The sequence below is a fragment of the Litchfieldia stipae genome, assembly GCF_014837155.1.
Lineage (GTDB): Bacteria > Bacillota > Bacilli > Bacillales > Bacillaceae_L > Litchfieldia.
This window is the reverse complement of record NZ_JACYHA010000003.1, coordinates 148,742-169,473: the sequence shown is the minus strand read 5'-3', so window position 1 is coordinate 169,473 and position 20,732 is coordinate 148,742. Positions and strand designations below refer to the sequence as shown.

Below are 20,732 nucleotides of genomic sequence, written 5' to 3'. Positions count from 1 at the left end.
TTCATCTTGCAATCTGCTTTTTTTAATTATATACTACTATTAGTACCTAGTCATAATAGTTCGGTGGTGTAAATGAATGAAGCGAAATAAGAAGGCTCGACAGGAATTGCTTAAAGAAACGATTCAAACTACTCCTTTTATTACTGATGAGGAGCTTGCTGAAAAGTTTTCTGTAAGTGTTCAAACGATTCGATTGGACCGTTTGGAATTATCAATTCCAGAGCTTCGGGAACGGATTAAGTCAGTTGCAGAGAATAACTTAGATAACGAGGTTCGTTCTTTACCAATAGATGAAGTGATTGGTGAAGTGATAGACCTAGAATTAGATCATAGCGCGATTTCAATCTTTGATGTGACAAGTGAGCATGTTTTTAAGCGTAATGGTATAGCACGTGGACATCACTTATTTGCTCAGGCGAATTCATTAGCTGTTGCAGTAATTGATGACGAACTTGCTTTGACTGCAAAGGCGAATATCCAATTCACTAGACAAGTAATGGAAAATGAGCGAGTTGTTGCTAAAGCAAAGGTTCAACGTTTAGAGCAGGCTAAAGGGAGAACACTAGTAGAAGTTAAGAGTTATGTAGGAAGTGAATTAGTGTTTTCTGGTGAGTTTGAAATGTTTCGTTCGAATAAGGCAAAAAAGGTGGAGTCATTTAATGAAAATAGCAATTGATGCAATGGGTGGAGATCATGCACCAAAGGAAATCGTTTTGGGAGCTATGAAGGCCATTGAAACGTTCAATGATTTAGAAATTACTTTGGTGGGAAATGAAGCGAAAATTAGAGAGTTTCTATCAAATGAAGAAAGAATTTCTATTATACATACAGAAATGAAAATAGAAGGTGATGAAGAACCAGTTCGAGCAGTCAGACGAAAAAAAGACGCTTCAATGGTTTTGATGGCGCAGGAAGTAAAAGAAGGAAGAGCTGACGCATGTATCTCTGCTGGTAACACTGGCGCCTTAATGACTGCTGGTTTGTTTGTGGTTGGTCGTATTAAGGGGATTGACCGCCCAGCCCTAACTCCTACATTGCCAACAATTGATGGACAAGGTTTCATATTATTAGATGTCGGTGCCAATGTTGATGCAAAGCCCGAACACTTACTTCAATATGCAATTATGGGTTCTATTTATGCAGAAAAGGTTAGAGGTATTACTAGGCCAAAAGTTGGGTTATTAAATGTTGGGACTGAGGATGGCAAGGGAAATGAATTAACTAAGTCAGCCTTTCAATTATTATCCTCAGCTGACCTACATTTCATTGGGAATGTAGAAGCAAGAGATTTATTAGATGGAGTGGCTGATGTTGTTGTCACAGATGGATTTACAGGAAATGTTGCTCTAAAAACGATTGAAGGGACAGCATTATCTGTATTCTCAATGCTTAAGACGGCTTTAACGAGTAATTTGCAAAGCAAACTTGCAGCTGCTGTACTAAAACCGAAATTAAAAGAGTTAAAGAACAAAATGGATTATTCAGAGCATGGCGGTGCTGGTTTATTTGGATTAAGTGCACCAGTTATAAAAGCCCATGGTTCATCTGATGCAACGGCCATTTTTAGCGCAATTCGTCAAACAAGAGAAATGGTAGAACATGATGTTTCAGGAACGATTCGAAAAATAGTGGAAAATCAGTCATAATCGTAAAGGAGTGTTTTGGTTTGGGTAAGATTGCATTTGTTTTTCCAGGGCAGGGTTCACAAAGTGTTGGGATGGGACAAAAGCTAGCAGAGAATTACGAAGAGGTTGCATCCATCTTCAAACAAGCAGATGATAGACTTGGTGATTCGCTTTCTTCTTTGATTTTTAATGGTCCACAAGAAACGTTAACAAAAACAACGAACGCACAGCCAGCGTTATTAACGACTAGCATTGCGATATTAGAAAAATTCAAAGAAGCGAATATAACTGCTGATTACATGGCTGGTCATAGCTTAGGGGAATATACAGCCTTAGTGGCTAGTGGTGCATTGAGCTTTGAAGATGCTGTTTACCTCGTGAGAAAACGTGGAGAGTTCATGGAAGAAGCAGTTCCTTCAGGACAAGGGACAATGGCTGCTGTCCTCGGGATGGAAAGTGCGTTATTAAAAGAAGTATGTGAGGGTGTAAATAATACTGGTCATCCTGTCCAACTTGCTAATATTAACTGTCCTGGTCAGATTGTTATCTCTGGCTCAACTGAGGGTGTAACGATTGCCTCAGAAAAGGCAAAAGAACACGGAGCAAAACGAGTGATTCCTTTAGAGGTTAGTGGTCCATTTCACTCCTCATTAATGAAACCGGCGGCACAGAAGCTACTAGAAGTATTAGACAAATGTGATGTGAAGGATGCTACGATTCCAGTAATAGCTAATGTTTCTGGAGATCAAATGACAAATAGCCAAGTCATTAAGGATAAGCTAATTGAACAGTTATATTCTCCAGTGTTGTGGCAGGATAGTGTTGAAACGATGATTAATCTTGGGGTAGATACTTTTATCGAAATTGGACCCGGGAAAGTGTTGTCAGGATTGATTAAGAAAATAAATCGAAAAGTGACTACATATGCAATCAATGATGAGGATTCATTACAAGCGACAATTGTAGCGTTAAAGGGGGAGAATTAATATGTTAGAGGGAAAAGTGGCTTTAGTAACAGGCGCATCCCGTGGGATCGGAAGAGCAATCGCTCTTGAATTAGCCCAGCAAGGTGCGAAAGTAGCTGTAAACTACTCCGGAAGTGAAGCCAAAGCTAATGAAGTAGTGGATGAAATCAAGGAGATGGGTGTTGAAGCAATCGCCATCCAAGCGAATGTCGCGGATTCAAATTCTGTAGCTGAAATGATTAAAGAAGTGATTTCTACATTTGGTTCACTTGATATTCTTGTGAATAATGCAGGAATTACTAGGGATAATTTGATAATGAGAATGAAAGAAGACGAATGGGATGACGTAATTAATACGAACCTAAAAGGAGTATTTAATTGTACGAAAGCTGTTACTCGTCAAATGATGAAGCAAAGACAAGGGCGTATTATTAATATTGCCTCAGTTGTAGGAGTAAGTGGTAATCCTGGTCAAGCTAACTATGTAGCAGCAAAGGCTGGGGTAATTGGTTTAACCAAAACAACTGCTAAAGAGCTTGCGAGTCGAAATATTACTGTAAATGCAGTTGCTCCTGGCTTTATCACGACTGACATGACTGATAAATTATCAGAAGAAGTGATTACTGCCATGCAGAATCAAATTCCACTAGCGCGTCTAGGAAATCCTGAGGATATTTCATCACTTGTCGCATTTTTAGCTTCAGAAAAAAGTAGTTATATAACTGGTCAAACGATCCATGTTAACGGTGGTATGGTCATGTAATGACGATGTCCACAATGTTTTATAGTTTGACCTAGTTTTTATAAATAAAATACACTATAATGACTTGAGGGGAGGTGAAGAATATGGCAGATGTATTAGAAAGAGTTACAAAAATCATCGTAGACCGTCTAGGTGTAGATGAATCAGAAGTGAAGCTAGAGTCTTCTTTCAAAGAGGATTTAGGTGCAGACTCTCTTGATGTAGTAGAGCTTGTAATGGAACTTGAAGATGAGTTTGATATGGAAATCTCAGATGATGAGGCAGAAAATATCACTACAGTTGGTGACGCTGTTAACTACATAAATAAGCTTCAACAGTAATTAAGTTCTATTTTCTTAAAGTCCCGTTTGAAACGGGGCTTTATCATATTATTCTAATCACTTTAAACTGCTTGTGTTTGTTTTTCTTTTGGAGGTTAACATGGTAAAAGGAAAGAATTATAACGAGAAAAAAACAAAAGTGTTCATTAAATTTAAAGAGTTCCAGGACAAGCAGGGAATTTCATTCAATAATGAAAAACTACTGATCCAGGCTTTTACACATTCATCGTATGTGAATGAGCATCGTAAGAAACCATATGAGGACAATGAAAGACTAGAGTTTTTAGGAGACGCAGTGCTAGAACTGACTGTATCGGAATTTTTATTTAAGAAATTTCCAATCATGAGTGAAGGTCAGTTAACCAAAATGCGTGCTGCAATCGTTTGTGAGCCTTCTCTTGTTTCTTTTGCAAATGATCTTTCATTTGGTGAATTTGTACTCCTTGGTAAAGGTGAGGAGCTTACTGGTGGAAGAGCTAGGCCGGCATTATTGGCTGATGTTTTTGAAGCCTTTATTGGCGCTTTGTACTTAGATCAAGGAATCGATTCTGTATACAAATTTCTAGAAAAGACAGTGTTTCCGAAAATTAATGAAGGTGCTTTTTCTCATGTGATGGATTATAAAAGTCAATTACAAGAATTGATACAGCGTGATGGCAAAGGATTGATTGAATATAAGGTCTTACAGGAAAAAGGACCTGCTCATAATCGAGAGTTTGTTTCAAAAGTATCTTTGAATGGTGAAGAACTTGGAATGGGTTCTGGAAAGTCGAAGAAGGAAGCTGAACAAAGAGCTGCTCAAACGGCTTTAGAAACATTAAAAACAAGAAAATAGTGTTCTCTTTAACCCCGTTTAGTAAATGGGGTTTTTATAATGGGGAGAATCACCTATAAATAGATGAAATTGTCGGTGTTGAATCGACAGAGAGTATGATAAAATATGTAAGGATTAAAGGGATTTAGGACTAGTGCCTTTGTAAAGACTGTTTTCTCAAAGTTTGTTGTTTTTTGAGGTGAATTAATTGAGAATAGCTTTCTAGCAGACTGAATACACGGGGGACTCCAGTGGGACTAGTAGGCTCCCACAGGACGCGGAGTGTATTCAGGCTGCGGTATCAAAAGCAACAAAATGCGAAAAAAGTCTTTTATAAATATTAAAAAGTAGTTAAAGGGGGAAACGTATGTTCCTCAAACGTTTAGATATAGTTGGATTTAAATCGTTTGCTGAAAGAATTGCTGTTGATTTTGTTCCTGGTGTAACGGCAGTTGTTGGCCCAAATGGAAGTGGGAAGAGTAATATTACTGATGCGATTCGTTGGGTACTGGGAGAACAATCAGCGAAATCACTTCGAGGCGTCAAAATGGAGGATATTATATTTGCCGGAAGTGATAGTCGAAAAGCACTAAACATTGCAGACGTTACATTAACTTTAGATAATAGTGATCAGTTTCTACCAGTAGACTACCATGAAGTAAGTATTACAAGACGTGTCTACCGTTCTGGTGAAAGTGAATTCTTAATTAATAAACAATCATGTAGATTGAAGGACATTATCGATTTATTTATGGATTCAGGACTTGGCAAAGAGGCATTCTCAATTATAAGTCAAGGGAAAGTCGAAGAAATCCTAAGCAGTAAAGCTGAAGAGCGTAGAACAATCTTTGAAGAAGCTGCTGGTGTCTTGAAATATAAGACAAGAAAGAAAAAGGCCGAATACAAGCTTGCAGAGACACAAGAAAATCTAAATCGGGTCAATGACATCATCTATGAATTAGAGGATCAAATTGAACCTTTAAAGATTCAATCTTCTATTGCAAAGGATTATCTAGAGAAAAAAGAAGAGCTCGAGCATGTTGAAGTGGGTGTCATGGTTGTGGAAATTGAAGAATTCCATCAAAAATGGGAAGCCTTAAAGAAACAAATAGAAGAGCATTCTGAAAGAGAAATTCAAATCAATACAATCATTAATAAAAAAGAGGCGAATGTCGAACAAATTAGGGATCAAATTGATGGTCTTGATGTCATGATTCAAGAATTACAGCAAGTGCTTCTAGTAACAAGTGAAGAGTTGGAAAAGCTTGAAGGAAGAAAAGAAGTTCTCAAAGAGAGAAAAAAGAATGGTGACCAAAACAAGGTTCAGCTTGAGCAAATGATAAAAGAGCTCGAAAGTAAAATCGGAACAGCAAATGAATCGATAGTCACTGAAAGAAATAGACTTAAGGACTTAATTAAGGTAATCGATGAACTAAAAGTGTCCTTAAAAGAACATCAATCATTGCTCTCAGACTATGATCAAGATATTGATAAGAAGATTGAGTATCTTAAAAGTGACTATGTAGAATTATTAAATAAACAAGCTTCTGCAAGAAACGAAATAGGATATCTTCAACAACAAATTGATCAACAACAAATGAAACACAAGCGCCTCGAAGATAGTAATGAAAAATACATTCTTGCTAGACAAGAAATTGAGCAAGAGAAATTACATCTTCAAACAAAACTATCAGTTATTGAAACAGAACTAGCTCAGCAAATATCGTCTTATCGTGAATTGATTGAAAGTATTGAAGATAAAAAAGAGAAGTTTCAGAAAAAGGAAAAGACCTTATATCAAGCATATCAATATCTTCAACAAACAAAGTCACGAAAAGAAATGCTAGAAGAGATGCAAAATGATTATTCAGGCTTCTTCCAAGGTGTTAAGGAAATCTTAAAGTCTAGAGATGGTCAATTAAATGGGATAGAAGGAGCGGTAGCTGAATTATTAACTGTCCCTAAAGAATATGAAACAGCAATAGAAATTGCTCTAGGAAGTGCGACACAGCATATTGTAGTTGATAATGAAATGAATGCAAGAGCAGCTATTCAATATTTAAAAAAGAATTCCTATGGTCGTGCAACCTTCTTGCCGTTAACTGTAATCAAAGAAAGGCGAATCAATGAATCTCAATTAGATGCTGTGAAAAATCATCCATCATTCATTGGTCCTGCAGCCTCCCTAATTAAGCATGATCACAAATATTATTCTGTTATTTCAAACTTGTTGGGAAATGTGATTGTTACTAAGGATTTAAAGGGTGCAAATGAACTTGCTAAAAGCCTTCAATATCGCTTTCGCATCGTTACGCTAGATGGTGATGTTGTTAATCCTGGTGGCTCCATGACAGGTGGAGCAGTGAAGAAAACAACAAATTCACTTTTAGGTAGAGGAAGAGAGTTAGAAAGTATTATTGAAAAGCTAGCAGAAATGGAAGAAAAGACAACGTCCCTTGAGATGCAAGTAAAGGACGAAAAGAAACAATTAATTGAGCTAGAACAAAGAGTAGAGAAACTTAGGGAAACAGGAGAAGCACTTCGCTTCAAGGAGCAATCTGTTAGAGGGCAGTATCGTGAAATAGAACTAAAAGAGCGAAATATTAATGAGCATTTATCATTATATGATCATGAAAAGCAGCTTCTTAACAGTGATCAGCAAAGATTAGATGAGCGAAATAAAGAACTCGAAGTAATGATTGAGTCAATAGGTCCACAAATTATTGATTTAGACAAGGAGATTCAAGACTTAACCGCTAAGAAGAGCGATGAGCAAATCTCTAAAGATACGATTCAAACAAAAATCACTGATTTAAAAGTCGTACTAGCTGAGAAAAATCAATTGTTACAAAATCAAGCAGAAAAAGTGGATAAGCTTGAGGAAGAGAAACAAGAGGCAACACAGAAGTTAGATTCTCTAAAGGATGATTGGAATTTCTTAAGTAGTGATATTGTGACAAATACTTCTGGAGAAAAAGAATTAGAAGAAGCTGCAAGGAAAAAACTAGAAGATAAAAATGAAACAATCAAGCTCATCAGTGCTCAGCGGGAAAAACGATTAAATCTTCACACCAGTCTTGAGGATATTGAAAGAGAATTAAAGGAAGAAAAAAGACAGCATAAGCAGTTAGTCGATATTCTAAAGGACGAAGAGGTTAAGGTGAATCGATTAGATGTAGAGCTAGAGAATCGATTAACAAATTTAAGAGAAGAGTATTTTTTAAGCTATGAAGCAGCAAAAGAGCAATATCCACTAGATTTAGACTTAGCAGAAGCTCGAAAAAAAGTGAAGCTAATTAAGCTAGCTATTGATGAGTTAGGAACTGTGAATCTAGGAGCAATTGATGAATATGAACGTATTTCAGAACGATTTACTTTTCTTTCAGAACAAAAAGAGGATTTAGAAACAGCGAAGGATACACTTTATAAGGTCATTGATGAAATGGATGAAGAAATGAAGAAGAAATTCCATACAACTTTCATGAGTATTAAATCGCATTTTGAAGGTGTTTTTCAAGCGTTGTTTGGTGGAGGACGAGCTGACTTACGATTAACAAACCCAGATGATTTATTAAATACTGGAGTGGATATTGTTGCACAGCCTCCAGGGAAAAAACTTCAAAATCTAGGATTGCTTTCTGGTGGTGAGCGTGCATTAACAGCTATTGCACTATTATTCTCAATCTTAAAAGTACGACCAGTCCCATTCTGTGTTCTTGATGAAGTAGAAGCAGCCTTAGACGAAGCAAATGTGTTTCGTTTTGCACAATATTTGAAAAACTTTAGTGGAGAAACACAATTTATTGTCATTACCCACCGAAAGGGTACAATGGAAGAAGCTGATGTCCTTTATGGTGTAACGATGCAGGAATCAGGCGTATCAAAATTAGTGTCAGTTAAACTCGAGGATTCAAAGGAATTTGTTAAATAGAAAGGTTGGTTTTTGATGAGTTTTTTTAAGAAGTTAAAAGATAAGATTTCCAAACAAACAGATACTGTTACAGAAAAGTTTAAAGAAGGCTTAACGAAAACTAGAGATTCATTTTCCGGAAAAGTCAATGACCTTGTCGCAAGATACCGAAAAGTAGATGAAGAGTTTTTTGAAGAGCTTGAAGAAATATTGATTGCTGCAGATGTAGGTGTTGCAACAGTAATGGAGCTCATTGATGAGCTGCAAATGGAAGTGAAACGTAGAAATATTCAAGATACAAAAGAGGTTCAAGCTGTCATATCAGAGAAATTAGTTGAAATCTACCAAGGTGGAGATGAGGCATCCCCGCAATTAAATATTCAACAAGATGGATTATCAATCATTCTTGTTGTTGGTGTTAATGGAGTTGGTAAGACAACAACCATCGGAAAACTAGCGAATAAACTCAAAAATGATGGCAAATCCGTGTTATTAGCAGCGGGAGATACATTCCGAGCGGGTGCGATTGATCAATTAGAGGTATGGGGCGAGAGAGTTGGGGTTGATGTTATTAAGCAATCAGAAGGATCTGATCCTGCAGCTGTTATGTTTGATGCTGTACAAGCAGCGAAATCTCGAAATGTAGATGTGCTCATATGTGACACAGCTGGACGCTTGCAAAATAAAGTTAACCTGATGAAAGAGTTAGAGAAGGTTAAGCGTGTTATTGAACGTGAATTCCCAGGTGCACCACATGAGGTGCTATTAGTACTAGATGCAACTACTGGTCAAAATGCATTAACACAAGCAAAGACATTTTCTGAAGCAACTGAGGTAACTGGTATTGTATTAACAAAGTTAGATGGTACAGCAAAAGGTGGTATCGTATTAGCGATTCGCAATGAGTTAAATATTCCTGTTAAGTTTGTTGGATTAGGTGAGAAGGTTGATGATCTTCAGGAGTTTAATGCTGAACAATATGTATATGGTTTATTTGCTGATTTAGTGGAAGACAGTCAAGAAGAAGAAAAAGAATAGTACTGTTAAGAAAAAAACTTGACATCCTTTGCTGTGAATTGTAGACTAATTACTTGTAAAGGAATTTCACTTAACACGGGGTGAGAACAATGCTTGAAAAAACAACAAGGGTCAACTACTTATTTGATTTTTATCAAACGTTGTTAACTCCAAAACAGAGTAGTTACATGTCTTTGTATTACTTAGATGATTACTCACTTGGTGAAATTGCAGATGAATATAATGTTAGCCGTCAAGCTGTATATGATAATATCAAAAGAACAGAAGCAATGCTTGAAGAATACGAAGAAAAACTGTTACTATTTCATAAATTTCAAGAGCGACAGAAGCTATTAGGTCAAATGAAATCCATCATCCAAAAGGACGGGTTACCAAATGAGCTAGAGCAAGTCGTTGAGTTGCTGGAGAAATTAGAATAGGGGGGCGGCATGAATGGCATTTGAAGGATTAGCCGACCGACTGCAGAATACCATTCAGAAGATTCGTGGGAAAGGGAAAGTAAACGAATCTGATGTAAAAGAAATGATGCGTGAGGTACGCCTTGCACTTCTTGAGGCAGACGTGAACTTCAAGGTTGTTAAAGACTTTGTTAAGAAGGTTAGTGAACGTGCTGTTGGACAAGAGGTGATGAAGAGCTTAACTCCAGGGCAACAGGTTATTAAAGTTGTTCAAGAAGAGTTAACCGCTTTGATGGGTGGAGAACAAAGCAAAATTGCGGTAGCAAAACGTCCCCCAACCGTTATTATGATGGTTGGTCTTCAAGGGGCAGGTAAAACAACGACAACAGGAAAGCTAGCAAATCTTCTGAGAAAAAAACATAATCGTAAACCTATGTTAGTTGCAGCTGATATTTATCGACCTGCTGCAATCAAACAGTTAGAGACATTAGGAAAGCAATTGAACATGCCTGTGTTTTCTTTAGGTGATCAGGTTAGCCCTGTTGAGATTGCTAAACAAGCAATTGAGAAGGCGAAAGAAGAACATCATGACTATGTCTTAATTGACACTGCAGGACGTTTGCATATTGATGAAGAATTAATGGATGAATTAGTTCAGGTGAAGGAAATCGCTAAGCCTGATGAAATCTTCTTAGTTGTAGATGCAATGACAGGTCAAGACGCAGTAAATGTTGCTAGTAGCTTCAATGACTTATTAGGTTTAACTGGCGTTGTTTTAACAAAGCTTGATGGTGATACACGCGGTGGTGCTGCGTTATCAGTAAAGGCTGTTACAAATACACCAATTAAATTTGTCGGTCTTGGAGAGAAACTGGACGCTATTGAAGCATTTCATCCTGAAAGAATGGCATCTCGTATTCTAGGGATGGGTGACGTACTTACGTTAATTGAAAAAGCTCAAAGCTCTGTCGATGAAGAAAAAGCGAAAGAGTTAGAGCAAAAGTTTCGTTCAGCATCCTTTACATTTGATGACTTTTTGGAACAATTAAGTCAAGTACGAAAAATGGGTCCGTTAGATGAAATTCTTGGCATGCTTCCAGGTGCTAACAAAATGAAGGGCTTGAAGAATGTTCAAGTCGATGATAAGCAGATTAGTCATGTTGAAGCGATCATTCAATCAATGACTAAGGATGAAAAAATTCATCCTGAAACGATTAATGCAAGTCGTAAGAAGCGAATTGCAAAAGGAAGCGGTAGAACTGTTCAGGAAGTTAACCGCCTATTAAAGCAATTTGAAGACATGAAAAAAATGATGAAACAAATGACAGGCATGTCAAAAGGGAAGAAAAAAGGTATGAAATTCCCTTTCATGTAAGGAAAAAATGATATGTAAAGAAAAAAGACTTTACAAACCTTAGCAAACTTGCTAATATAATATCTTGTTGAAATATTTTCGGAGGTGCTATTTAAAATGGCAGTTAAAATTCGTTTAAAGCGTATGGGAGCAAAAAAATCTCCTTTCTATCGTATTGTTGTAGCTGATTCTCGTTCACCACGTGATGGACGTTTCATTGAAACTGTAGGAACTTACAATCCTGTAATCCAACCTGCAGAAGTAAAAATTGATGAAGAGTTAGCATTAAAATGGTTACAAAATGGTGCAAAGCCATCTGACACAGTTCGTAACTTGTTCTCACAACAAGGAATTATGGAAAAGTTCCATAACGTAAAACTTGGCAAGTAATGAATGTGGACAAGATGAAAGAGTTAATTGAAACGATCGTAAAACCACTTGTCGATTATCCTGATCAGGTTTCAGTTGAAGAAAAATCTGATGAACGTAATATCACTTATTTGTTGTCATTAAACAAAGAGGATATTGGTAAGGTGATTGGTAAGCAGGGTAGGGTCATTAAAGCGATTCGAACTGTTGTCTATGCAGCAGGGACTAGTCATAATAAACGAATTCATCTAGAAATTAACGAATAATAAGAAAAGCGAAAGCGGCTCGTTTAGCCCCGAAAAGTGCTGGAGGCATGGGACTAGGAAGTTTACTTCCGTAGGAGCATGGTGAAGCAATCGAGGTGCTAGCCGCTGTAGCTAGACACTAAAACTTAGTTCATAGCTACTACACTTTCTATATTACTAAAAGGGTGAGGGATAACCTCCCCTTTTTTTATACAAATAAAAAGGGTTTGTGGGAGTTGGGATGTCTGATGCACATTATACAAACAGTCATCGTGAAACAAATATTAACCGAAAATAGCAAAGCCTCTTTGATTGAATCCTTCCAGCAAAGGCATCAACAATTAACGAAAGAAATTGAGCAGCTTAAATTCGAAAGGAAGAAATTTGAGAAAAATACGAAACAAACAAAGAGTATAAGTAATCAATTCATTAAGGAAATGACAAATAGAGAAGAAAAATTAAAACTTCTTGATTTTCAAATAAATCAAATACATATGCTACCATTAGGTAGTGAAATTAAAGATAAAGAAGTACAAGGATTAATTGAAGTGAAGCCTGGTGATAAATGGGACGAGGCTATACAATACAAAACGATTATTGTGAAAGACGGAATCATACAGGAAATACGTTAGAGGTGAAGAAATGGAAAAGTGGTTTAATGTAGGTAAGATTGTAAACACACATGGAATTAAAGGGGAAGTACGTGTTATTTCAAAGACAGATTTCGCTGATGAAAGATATCGAGTGGGTAATGATTTGTATCTATTCTTACCTGAACAAAAGGAACCTCTCCATGTCGTTGTGAAAAGCCATAGAACCCACAAGCAATTTGATCTATTAGAATTTGAAGGCTACAGTGATGTGAATCTAGTAGAGCGCTTTAAAAATGCCATTATAAAGGTTCCTGAGGAGCAACTGACTGATTTGAATGATGGGGAGTATTATTTCCATCAAATCATTGGTTGTACCGTTATAACTGACACAGGAGATGAAATTGGTAAGATTACTGAAATATTAACACCAGGAGCAAATGATGTTTGGGTCATTAAGGGGAAAAATGGAAAAGAAATTCTTATCCCTTATATCGATGATATTGTGAAACAAATTAACATCGAGGAAAAGATGATTACAATTGAAGTAATGGAAGGTTTACTATGAAAATAGATGTTTTATCCCTTTTTCCAGAAATGTTCAGTGGAGTATTTGGTCAATCTATTTTGAAGAAAGCAAAAGATTTGGGTAAGGTTAACTACAATGTCGTTAACTTTCGGGAATTTACAACAAACAAGCATCAAAAAGTAGATGATTATCCATATGGTGGTGGTGCAGGAATGGTTCTTCAGCCTCAACCACTATTTGATGCAGTTGAACAATTAGCACCAACGGATGGGAAGAAGCCTAGAGTCATCCTGATGTGTCCACAAGGGCAGAGATTCACCCAAAAACATGCCGAGGAGCTAGCAGGTGAAGATCATCTGATTTTTATCTGTGGGCATTATGAAGGGTATGATGAGCGCATCAGAACACATCTAGTAACCGATGAATTTTCAATCGGGGATTATGTCTTAACAGGTGGGGAGCTTCCAGCTATGGTAATGATTGATAGTGTTGTAAGGCTGTTACCTGGTGTATTAGGGAATGAGGATTCACCTATTAAAGATTCGCATAGTACAGGCTTGCTTGAGCATCCACAATATACGAGACCGGCAGATTTCAGAGGCCATCTTGTACCTGAAGTTTTACTTTCTGGTAATCATAAACATATTGAAGAGTGGCGTGAAAAAGAAGCGTTACGAAGGACGTTTAATAGAAGGCCAGATATGCTAGAAGGCTATCCATTAACTGAGCAACAAAAAAAATGGATAAAAGAGTTTGAAGAAGGAAAATAACTATTGCATCAAGCGGGTGAAAATGTTAAGATTATCTTTGTGACTTGGGCACTTATGTCTTTGTCCTTATTAAGATGTTCCGCTGCAATGATATAAAAAGCTTTGACAAGAGCGTCTGTTGGAAGGAGTTGAATGAACGATGCAACAATTAATTGAAGAAATCACAAAAGAACAATTAAGATCTGATCTTCCTACTTTCCGTCCTGGAGATACTGTACGTGTACACGTTAAAGTTATCGAGGGTACTCGTGAACGTATTCAGGTTTATGAAGGTGTTGTGATTAAGCGTCGTGGTGGTGGAATTAGCGAAACATTTACAGTACGTAAGGTATCTTACGGTGTAGGTGTTGAACGTACATTCCCTGTGCATACACCAAAAATCGCGAAGCTTGAAGTAGTTCGTCGCGGTAAAGTACGCCGTGCGAAGCTTTACTACCTACGTGAACTTCGTGGTAAAAAAGCACGTATTAAAGAAATTCGATAATACAAAAGTAAGGAGCTTGTCTAAATGCAAGCTCCTTTTATTTTCTTTTTCCTGAAAAACTTATCATTTTAAATCGATTGTAGTATATTTATATTAAATAGATCCCTTTTTAAAAGAGATAAAAAGTAGAGTTAGGTGGAGGAGCAATGACGCGAACAAAAAACGAAATTTTTGAATGGCTAAAAGCCCTTGCTATTGCAGTCATTTTAGCTGCTGTGATTCGTTATTTTTTATTTGCCCCAATCATCGTGGATGGTCAATCAATGATGCCAACATTGAATAACAAGGATCGCATGCTAGTGAATAAAATCGGATATATCGTTGGTAGCCCAGATCGATTTGATATAGTTGTATTTCATGCGACTCAAGAGAAAGATTACATAAAACGAATAATTGGGTTACCAGGTGACCATATTGAATATAGAGATGATATTTTATACATAAATGGAGAAGCCTATGATGAACCATATCTAGATGCTTATAAGAAGGAAGTAATTGATGGACCATTAACAGAGCCTTTTGAAATAGAAGTTCCTGAAGGACACTTATTTGTGATGGGAGATAATCGAAGACAAAGTAGAGATAGTCGTCATATCGGACCAGTATTAATTGATGAAGTAATGGGTAAGACAAATCTTGTCTATTGGCCGTTTTCAGAAATTAGACTAGTTGATTAAACAAAAGTAAGTAAAAGAAGTTGGGTGAAGAAGTTGACAATACAATGGTTTCCAGGACATATGGCCAAGGCCAGAAGACAAGTAACTGAGAAATTAAAACTAATTGACATTGTGATAGAGCTTGTCGATGCACGTATTCCTGCGTCATCAAGAAATCCAATGATAGATGAAATTATAACGAATAAACCAAGATTATTGCTTTTAAATAAAGCTGATTTAGCAGATTCGAATTTAACTAAAGAGTGGATTAAGTTCTATGCAGATAAAGGGATTACTGCCCTTGCAATCGATTCACAAACAGGAACTGGTATGAAACAGATTGTTGCAGAATCGAGACTAATATTAAAAGAAAAATTTGATAAAATGGCTTCAAAGGGTATTAAACCAAGAGCAATACGAGCATTAATTGTTGGGATCCCAAATGTGGGGAAGTCTACGTTAATAAATCGTTTAGCAAAAAAAAATATTGCTCAAACTGGTGATCGTCCAGGTGTAACAAAAGCACAACAATGGATTAAGGTTGGAAAAGAATTAGAGCTACTAGACACACCAGGAATCCTATGGCCAAAATTTGAGGATCAGCAGGTTGGCTTACGTCTAGCTACAACTGGGGCGATAAAGGATACACTACTTAATCTTCAAGACATCGCTGTATATGCATTGAATTTCCTCAAAGAGCATTACCCAAATCGATTGATAGAACGATATCAATTGGAATCAATTCCAGAGGATATCGTGGAATTATTTGATGAAATTGGCAAACGCAGAGGCTGTAGAATGTCAGGCGGCTATATTGACTATGATAAAACCGCTGAGCTTGTGATCAGGGAACTTAGAGGAGAAAAGCTCGGAAGACTTACATTTGAACGTCCAAATGAAGAAGAAAAAACGGAACAAGAGTAATTTATGTGAAACAGGTTAGTTCTTAGAACTGATCTGTTTTTGTTTTATCGCTAGGCTGTTTTCTCAAAGTTTGTTGTTTTAAGATAAATTTATTGAATATAGATTTCTAGCAGCCTGAATACACTCGGGGGTTCCCGTGGGATGCGTTGGCTCCCACAGGACGCGGAGTGTATTCAGGCTGCGGTATTCAAAGTATCAATATATACGAAAACAGCCTATTGCTATCCTTTACTTTATTAATAAATAACCGATAATATAGATAGACATATTTGGTAGAAGGTGAGTACAAAGAATGACGAATAAAACGATCAAACAAATTGCTCAAGAAATAGAATTAATTACTGAAGACAATGAATACTTGATAGAGCAATATAAAGCTGATTCAAGAAAAGGTATTCAACAATTAATTACTAGATGGAAAAAAGAACAAGTCGCACAAAAGCGAGCAAAAGCTCGTTTTCATGAAATGTCTCAATTTGAGGATACATTGTTTTCTCAAGGAATCCAATTAATCGCAGGTATTGATGAAGTCGGTCGCGGTCCATTAGCCGGTCCAGTAGTAGCTGCAGCAGTCATTTTGCCTAAGAACTTCATTTTACTTGGTCTTGATGATTCTAAGAAGCTATCAGAGGCAAAGCGTGATGAGTTATTTGAACAAATAATGGAATCAGCTATTTCTGTAGGGGTAGGAATGATTGAAGCGAAAGTCATTGATGATATCAATATTTATCAAGCTAGTAAATTAGCAATGAAACAAGCTGTTTTGAAGTTATCACAAACACCGGAGCACTTACTAATTGATGCGATGGAAATACCAATTGATTTACCACAAACATCGATTATAAAAGGGGATAGTAAAAGCTATTCTATTGCAGCAAGCTCCATCATTGCTAAAGTAACAAGGGATCGATTAATGAAAAGGATAGCTCAAGATTATCCACAGTATGGGTTTGAAAAGCATATGGGATATGGAACAAGCCTTCATTTAGATGCATTAAACCAATACGGTGTAACAGAACATCACCGTCAAAGTTTTTCACCAGTTCAACAATTAGTTGTTGGGATGGAAACAAATGAATGAAGGTACATAATAGTTTGCCCGTAATCACATCAAATTCAATAAATCTTGGAGAAGGCAATCAGTCCACAAAACAAGGTCAGACCATAGCCAACAAGGTTTCAACTGAATCGATCATAAGACAAGCTAACCTTCCGAATACTACCCTAAATCGTGAGGTCATATCTACACTACTAAAAGAAAATCTTCCATTGACTAATAGCGAATTACCAATTATTTTAAATTGGATTGAAGAAGTTGACGATATACCACGTGCAATTGAAACAATAAAAGTAGTTATAAGAGGGGAAAATCCTATTAATAGAACTAATTTAGCAGGGATTTATGCGTTCTTTGATAAAGAGCAGTTAAGTGCTCAGCTAGTAAAGCTTCAACAACTATTAACAGACCATCCATTAAAGACTGAGGAAAATGTTGCTAAGCTTATTATGAAACTAGAAGAAATAACTCAATTTAATCCAATTGAACGCATGATGACAAAGAATCAAAAAGGGTTTCAGTTTATCTATGAGATTATGAGGAATTTTGGATTAGTGTCACAAGTAGATGAAATTGACTCTGAAAACACACTTAAAACCCTATTGCAAACAGCCTTATCAGAATTTAAGGGAGATATTAAAGTGAGTGAACAAATGGAAAGGATCGTTCATCGCTTATACGGTATGCAGCAATTTACACAAGAACAAGGTCATATCCAACAGGTACTATTACAATTACCACTAAAAATTGGGGACTTTCATACAGATCTAACCCTGCAGTGGAGTGGAAAAAAGAATAATAAAGGTCAAATAGATCCAGAGTTTTGCCAAGTATTATTTTATCTTAACCTTGAGCAATTGGGTGATACTGTCATTGATATGAAGATTCAGCAGAGAGTCCTATCGCTTACAATTTATAATAAATTTAATGAAATAGACGAGATTATGTCACAACTTAAACCAATGTTGAAGCAAGGTTTAGAGAGTCATGGGTATCATCTTTCGCAAATAAGATACTGTACACCTGTGCAAGAAGAAGATCGTATTAACACAGTATTATCAACGAATCATTTGTTTACAGCAGACCTTTCTAGTGTGGATGTGAAAATATGAAACATGCTCAACATAGTAAGAAAGCTATTGCTTTAAGATATCAACCAGACAAAGATGCAGCACCAACTATTCTTGCTAAAGGGAAGGGGATAGCTGCTGATCGAATGATCGAGACGGCAAAACAACATCATATACCAATCGAAGAAAATCATAGCCTCTCAGAATTACTTGTTCAATTGAATATTAACGAACAAATTCCTGAAGAATTATATAAAGCTGTAGCAGAGGTTTTTGCATTTATCTACCAAACTGATAAAAAATTTAAAGAACAATCTAAATAAACACTAAAAAAATGCAAACCAACCATGGGTTTGCATTTTTTTCTAGATAAATATTTGATATAAATATAGTTTATTATACTCAGATGGTAGACAATAACAGTACATAAGTATAAAATGAAAGCGCAGTCTATTTTTCAAATCAGAATTTTGTGTAAAATTCTGATTTTCATAGAAAGTTTGTAGGATTATTTGTATAATAACAAGTGACTTACTTAATTAGGTGAAATTAAAACGACTTATCAAGCTATTAATCAACATGATTCATAAAACTGAGCGGTCGCTAGATATTTTGCCAAAGAAAGAATTTGCTACATAAGGATAGGAGGATGGGAAATGAATATCCATGAGTATCAAGGTAAAGAAGTCCTTAGAAAATATGGGGTGGCTGTTCCTAATGGAAAAGTGGCATTCACAGTCGAAGAAGCTGTAGAGGCTGCTAAAGAATTAGGTTCAACTGTAAATGTTGTAAAAGCACAAATCCATGCTGGCGGACGTGGGAAAGCTGGTGGTGTTAAGGTTGCAAAAAATCTTGACGAAGTACGTACATATGCTGAAGAGATTTTAGGTAAAACATTAGTTACCCACCAAACTGGGCCAGAAGGCAAAGAAGTAAAACGTTTATTAATTGAAGAAGGCTGCGATATTAAAAAAGAATATTATGTTGGTCTTGTACTAGATCGTGCAACTTCACGTGTCGTGTTAATGGCTTCAGAAGAAGGCGGGACAGAAATTGAAGAAGTCGCTGAGAAAACACCTGAAAAAATCTTTAAAGAAGTAATTGATCCTGTGATTGGACTTCAAGGCTTCCAAGCACGAAGAATTGCTTTCAATATTAATATTCCAAAAGAGTTAGTAGGGCAAGCGGTTAAATTTATGACTGCTTTATATACTGCATTTGTTGAAAAGGATTGCTCAATTGCTGAAATAAATCCTTTGGTTGTAACAGGAGATGGAAAAGTATTAGCACTAGATGCGAAGCTTAACTTTGATTCTAATGCATTATATCGTCATAAGGACATTCTCGAGTATCGTGACCTTGATGAAGAAGATGCAAAGGAAATTGAAGCATCTAAATATGATTTAAGCTATATTTCATTAGATGGAAACATTGGTTGTATGGTTAATGGTGCAGGTCTTGCGATGGCAACGATGGATATCATTAAGCATTATGGTGGAGATCCAGCTAACTTCCTTGATGTTGGGGGTAGTGCAACAGCTGAAAAGGTAACTGAAGCATTCAAAATCATCCTATCAGATCAAGCTGTAAAGGGGATTTTTGTTAACATCTTTGGTGGAATCATGAAATGTGATGTCATTGCAGAAGGTGTTGTTGAGGCTACAAAGCAAGTAGGACTTGAGATTCCATTAGTCGTTCGTCTTGAAGGGACAAATGTAGACCTAGGGAAAAAGATTCTACAGGAATCTGGTTTGAATATAACGGCTGCTGAATCAATGGCAGATGGCGCACAAAAGATCGTATCACTAGTAGGATAGAAAGGCAGGGGAAAAACATGAGTGTACTAATAAATAAAGATACAAAAGTAATTGTTCAAGGAATTACTGGAAAAACGGCTTTATTTCATACGAAGCAAATGCTTGAATATGGCACGCAAATTGTTGGTGGAACTTCACCAGGTAAAGGCGGTACTGAAGTAGAAGGATTACCAGTGTTTAATACTGTGAGCGAAGCTGTACAAGAAACTGGGGCTACTGCTTCTGTCATCTATGTTCCTGCTCCTTTCGCAGCTGATGCGATTCTAGAAGGTGTAGATGCTGAATTAGACTTAGTCATTTGTATTACTGAACATATTCCAGTATTAGATATGGTTAAAGTTAAGCGTTACATGGAAGGAAAGAAGACACGTTTAATTGGACCAAACTGCCCAGGAGTTATTACACCCGAAGAATGTAAGATTGGAATTATGCCTGGCTATATTCATAAAAAAGGGCATGTTGGAGTTGTATCACGATCTGGAACGCTTACATATGAAGCGGTACATCAATTATCTCAGGCTGGGATTGGTCAATCTACAGCTGTTGGAATTGGTGGAGATCCAGTAAATGGAACAAACTTTATAGATGTATTAAAAGCGTTTAATGAAGATGAGGATACTTATGCAGTAATCATGATTGGAGAAATTGGTGGAACAGCCGAAGAAGAAGCGGCAGAATGGGTGAAGGCGAATATGACTAAGCCTGTTGTCGGCTTTATCGGTGGTCAAACTGCACCTCCAGGAAAACGCATGGGGCATGCTGGTGCGATTATTTCTGGTGGTAAGGGAACTGCCGCAGAAAAAATCAAAACAATGAATGAGTGTGGTATACAAGTTGCTGAAACACCATCAGTAATGGGTGAAACACTAATTTCTGTATTAAAAGAGCAAGGCCTATTTGAAAAGTGTAAAACACATTAAAGAAATTTTATTAGCAGACCTTCTTTTTGGGGTCTGCCTTTTCCCCATCCTTCCCTTCCATGTAGAATTTCCTATTTATAATCAAAATCTAACAATCTCAAAGATATAAGGAGG

Annotated in this window: 23 protein-coding genes; all 23 read left to right on the top strand. The window is 36.7% G+C overall.

The window, feature by feature from the left end; translation table 11 throughout:
* Positions 1 to 76 precede the first annotated feature (76 nt).
* The 23 genes from fapR to sucD all read left to right on the top strand — a co-directional run bounded on the left by fapR (position 77) and on the right by sucD (position 20,618).
* On the top strand, positions 77 to 676 hold the full coding sequence (gene fapR / locus F7888_RS04985; RefSeq protein WP_191777782.1) for a transcription factor FapR: 600 nt from the start codon (positions 77 to 79) through the stop codon (positions 674 to 676).
* Positions 660 to 1,646 carry a phosphate acyltransferase PlsX gene (gene plsX / locus F7888_RS04980; RefSeq protein WP_191777780.1) on the top strand — a complete coding sequence of 329 codons (987 nt, stop codon included), beginning with the start codon at positions 660 to 662 and terminating at the stop codon, positions 1,644 to 1,646. The genes fapR and plsX overlap by 17 nt, the downstream gene beginning before the upstream one ends.
* A gap of 20 nt (positions 1,647 to 1,666) precedes the next feature.
* The gene (gene fabD / locus F7888_RS04975; RefSeq protein ID WP_191777778.1) at positions 1,667 to 2,611 is read left to right on the top strand and encodes an ACP S-malonyltransferase; all 945 of its coding nucleotides are present in this window, start codon (positions 1,667 to 1,669) and stop codon (positions 2,609 to 2,611) included.
* Position 2,612: 1 nt separating this feature from the next.
* The gene (gene fabG, locus F7888_RS04970; RefSeq protein ID WP_191777776.1) at positions 2,613 to 3,353 is read left to right on the top strand and encodes a 3-oxoacyl-[acyl-carrier-protein] reductase; all 741 of its coding nucleotides are present in this window, start codon (positions 2,613 to 2,615) and stop codon (positions 3,351 to 3,353) included.
* Positions 3,354 to 3,436: 83 nt separating this feature from the next.
* Complete coding sequence (acpP, locus tag F7888_RS04965; RefSeq protein ID WP_191777774.1) at positions 3,437 to 3,673, top strand: acyl carrier protein; 237 nt, start codon at positions 3,437 to 3,439, stop codon at positions 3,671 to 3,673.
* 100 nt (positions 3,674 to 3,773) lie between these two features.
* A complete protein-coding gene (rnc, locus tag F7888_RS04960) occupies positions 3,774 to 4,508 on the top strand; it encodes a ribonuclease III (RefSeq protein WP_191777773.1) in 735 nt (244 codons plus the stop codon).
* A 346-nt stretch (positions 4,509 to 4,854) separates the two neighbouring features.
* A complete protein-coding gene (gene smc, locus F7888_RS04955; protein WP_191777771.1) occupies positions 4,855 to 8,418 on the top strand; it encodes a chromosome segregation protein SMC in 3,564 nt (1,187 codons plus the stop codon).
* A gap of 15 nt (positions 8,419 to 8,433) precedes the next feature.
* Positions 8,434 to 9,435 carry a signal recognition particle-docking protein FtsY gene (gene ftsY / locus F7888_RS04950; protein ID WP_191777769.1) on the top strand — a complete coding sequence of 334 codons (1,002 nt, stop codon included), beginning with the start codon at positions 8,434 to 8,436 and terminating at the stop codon, positions 9,433 to 9,435.
* Between the two features lie 89 nt (positions 9,436 to 9,524).
* A complete protein-coding gene (locus F7888_RS04945) occupies positions 9,525 to 9,854 on the top strand; it encodes a putative DNA-binding protein (RefSeq protein ID WP_191777768.1) in 330 nt (109 codons plus the stop codon).
* Positions 9,855 to 9,867: 13 nt separating this feature from the next.
* Positions 9,868 to 11,208, top strand: a complete 1,341-nt coding sequence (gene ffh / locus F7888_RS04940; protein ID WP_191777767.1) for a signal recognition particle protein — start codon at positions 9,868 to 9,870, stop codon at positions 11,206 to 11,208.
* A gap of 96 nt (positions 11,209 to 11,304) precedes the next feature.
* Positions 11,305 to 11,577 (top strand): 30S ribosomal protein S16, encoded by a 273-nt coding sequence (gene rpsP, locus F7888_RS04935; RefSeq protein ID WP_191777766.1) that lies wholly within the window; start codon positions 11,305 to 11,307, stop codon positions 11,575 to 11,577.
* A gap of 14 nt (positions 11,578 to 11,591) precedes the next feature.
* The gene (locus F7888_RS04930) at positions 11,592 to 11,822 is read left to right on the top strand and encodes a KH domain-containing protein (RefSeq protein ID WP_191777765.1); all 231 of its coding nucleotides are present in this window, start codon (positions 11,592 to 11,594) and stop codon (positions 11,820 to 11,822) included.
* Between the two features lie 227 nt (positions 11,823 to 12,049).
* Entirely contained in the window at positions 12,050 to 12,433 is a 384-nt protein-coding gene (locus F7888_RS04925; RefSeq protein ID WP_191777764.1) for a YlqD family protein, read from the top strand.
* Between the two features lie 10 nt (positions 12,434 to 12,443).
* Positions 12,444 to 12,959, top strand: coding sequence for a ribosome maturation factor RimM (rimM, locus tag F7888_RS04920; protein WP_191777763.1), 516 nt, complete (start codon positions 12,444 to 12,446; stop codon positions 12,957 to 12,959).
* Positions 12,956 to 13,690 carry a tRNA (guanosine(37)-N1)-methyltransferase TrmD gene (gene trmD / locus F7888_RS04915; RefSeq protein ID WP_191777762.1) on the top strand — a complete coding sequence of 245 codons (735 nt, stop codon included), beginning with the start codon at positions 12,956 to 12,958 and terminating at the stop codon, positions 13,688 to 13,690. Before rimM ends, trmD begins: the two co-directional genes overlap by 4 nt.
* Positions 13,691 to 13,829: 139 nt before the next feature.
* A complete protein-coding gene (gene rplS / locus F7888_RS04910) occupies positions 13,830 to 14,174 on the top strand; it encodes a 50S ribosomal protein L19 (RefSeq protein WP_191777760.1) in 345 nt (114 codons plus the stop codon).
* 146 nt (positions 14,175 to 14,320) lie between these two features.
* Positions 14,321 to 14,851 carry a signal peptidase I gene (lepB, locus tag F7888_RS04905; protein ID WP_191777758.1) on the top strand — a complete coding sequence of 177 codons (531 nt, stop codon included), beginning with the start codon at positions 14,321 to 14,323 and terminating at the stop codon, positions 14,849 to 14,851.
* A 33-nt stretch (positions 14,852 to 14,884) separates the two neighbouring features.
* Positions 14,885 to 15,754 (top strand): ribosome biogenesis GTPase YlqF, encoded by an 870-nt coding sequence (gene ylqF / locus F7888_RS04900; RefSeq protein WP_191777756.1) that lies wholly within the window; start codon positions 14,885 to 14,887, stop codon positions 15,752 to 15,754.
* A 292-nt stretch (positions 15,755 to 16,046) separates the two neighbouring features.
* Positions 16,047 to 16,835, top strand: coding sequence for a ribonuclease HII (locus F7888_RS04895; RefSeq protein WP_191777754.1), 789 nt, complete (start codon positions 16,047 to 16,049; stop codon positions 16,833 to 16,835).
* Positions 16,832 to 17,923: a hypothetical protein gene (locus tag F7888_RS04890; RefSeq protein ID WP_191777752.1), complete on the top strand. Its 1,092-nt coding sequence runs from the start codon at positions 16,832 to 16,834 to the stop codon at positions 17,921 to 17,923. Before F7888_RS04895 ends, F7888_RS04890 begins: the two co-directional genes overlap by 4 nt.
* Positions 17,920 to 18,204, top strand: coding sequence for an EscU/YscU/HrcU family type III secretion system export apparatus switch protein (locus tag F7888_RS04885; protein WP_191777750.1), 285 nt, complete (start codon positions 17,920 to 17,922; stop codon positions 18,202 to 18,204). Before F7888_RS04890 ends, F7888_RS04885 begins: the two co-directional genes overlap by 4 nt.
* Positions 18,205 to 18,537: 333 nt before the next feature.
* The gene (gene sucC / locus F7888_RS04880; RefSeq protein ID WP_191777747.1) at positions 18,538 to 19,698 is read left to right on the top strand and encodes an ADP-forming succinate--CoA ligase subunit beta; all 1,161 of its coding nucleotides are present in this window, start codon (positions 18,538 to 18,540) and stop codon (positions 19,696 to 19,698) included.
* 17 nt (positions 19,699 to 19,715) lie between these two features.
* Positions 19,716 to 20,618: a succinate--CoA ligase subunit alpha gene (gene sucD / locus F7888_RS04875; RefSeq protein ID WP_191777746.1), complete on the top strand. Its 903-nt coding sequence runs from the start codon at positions 19,716 to 19,718 to the stop codon at positions 20,616 to 20,618.
* The last annotated feature ends 114 nt before the right edge of the window (positions 20,619 to 20,732 follow it).

What these genes read in the sequence shown, in the direction of transcription:
- fapR (WP_191777782.1), top strand. Translation starts at nt 77, where the DNA reads ATGAAGCGAAATAAGAAGGCTCGACAGGAATTGCTTAAAGAAACGATT.
- plsX (WP_191777780.1), top strand. Translation starts at nt 660, where the DNA reads ATGAAAATAGCAATTGATGCAATGGGTGGAGATCATGCACCAAAGGAA.
- fabG (WP_191777776.1), top strand. Translation starts at nt 2,613, where the DNA reads ATGTTAGAGGGAAAAGTGGCTTTAGTAACAGGCGCATCCCGTGGGATC.
- acpP (WP_191777774.1), top strand. Translation starts at nt 3,437, where the DNA reads ATGGCAGATGTATTAGAAAGAGTTACAAAAATCATCGTAGACCGTCTA.
- rnc (WP_191777773.1), top strand. Translation starts at nt 3,774, where the DNA reads ATGGTAAAAGGAAAGAATTATAACGAGAAAAAAACAAAAGTGTTCATT.
- smc (WP_191777771.1), top strand. Translation starts at nt 4,855, where the DNA reads ATGTTCCTCAAACGTTTAGATATAGTTGGATTTAAATCGTTTGCTGAA.
- ftsY (WP_191777769.1), top strand. Translation starts at nt 8,434, where the DNA reads ATGAGTTTTTTTAAGAAGTTAAAAGATAAGATTTCCAAACAAACAGAT.
- F7888_RS04945 (WP_191777768.1), top strand. Translation starts at nt 9,525, where the DNA reads ATGCTTGAAAAAACAACAAGGGTCAACTACTTATTTGATTTTTATCAA.
- ffh (WP_191777767.1), top strand. Translation starts at nt 9,868, where the DNA reads ATGGCATTTGAAGGATTAGCCGACCGACTGCAGAATACCATTCAGAAG.
- rpsP (WP_191777766.1), top strand. Translation starts at nt 11,305, where the DNA reads ATGGCAGTTAAAATTCGTTTAAAGCGTATGGGAGCAAAAAAATCTCCT.
- F7888_RS04930 (WP_191777765.1), top strand. Translation starts at nt 11,592, where the DNA reads ATGAAAGAGTTAATTGAAACGATCGTAAAACCACTTGTCGATTATCCT.
- F7888_RS04925 (WP_191777764.1), top strand. Translation starts at nt 12,050, where the DNA reads ATGCACATTATACAAACAGTCATCGTGAAACAAATATTAACCGAAAAT.
- rimM (WP_191777763.1), top strand. Translation starts at nt 12,444, where the DNA reads ATGGAAAAGTGGTTTAATGTAGGTAAGATTGTAAACACACATGGAATT.
- trmD (WP_191777762.1), top strand. Translation starts at nt 12,956, where the DNA reads ATGAAAATAGATGTTTTATCCCTTTTTCCAGAAATGTTCAGTGGAGTA.
- rplS (WP_191777760.1), top strand. Translation starts at nt 13,830, where the DNA reads ATGCAACAATTAATTGAAGAAATCACAAAAGAACAATTAAGATCTGAT.
- lepB (WP_191777758.1), top strand. Translation starts at nt 14,321, where the DNA reads ATGACGCGAACAAAAAACGAAATTTTTGAATGGCTAAAAGCCCTTGCT.
- F7888_RS04895 (WP_191777754.1), top strand. Translation starts at nt 16,047, where the DNA reads ATGACGAATAAAACGATCAAACAAATTGCTCAAGAAATAGAATTAATT.
- F7888_RS04890 (WP_191777752.1), top strand. Translation starts at nt 16,832, where the DNA reads ATGAAGGTACATAATAGTTTGCCCGTAATCACATCAAATTCAATAAAT.
- F7888_RS04885 (WP_191777750.1), top strand. Translation starts at nt 17,920, where the DNA reads ATGAAACATGCTCAACATAGTAAGAAAGCTATTGCTTTAAGATATCAA.
- sucC (WP_191777747.1), top strand. Translation starts at nt 18,538, where the DNA reads ATGAATATCCATGAGTATCAAGGTAAAGAAGTCCTTAGAAAATATGGG.
- sucD (WP_191777746.1), top strand. Translation starts at nt 19,716, where the DNA reads ATGAGTGTACTAATAAATAAAGATACAAAAGTAATTGTTCAAGGAATT.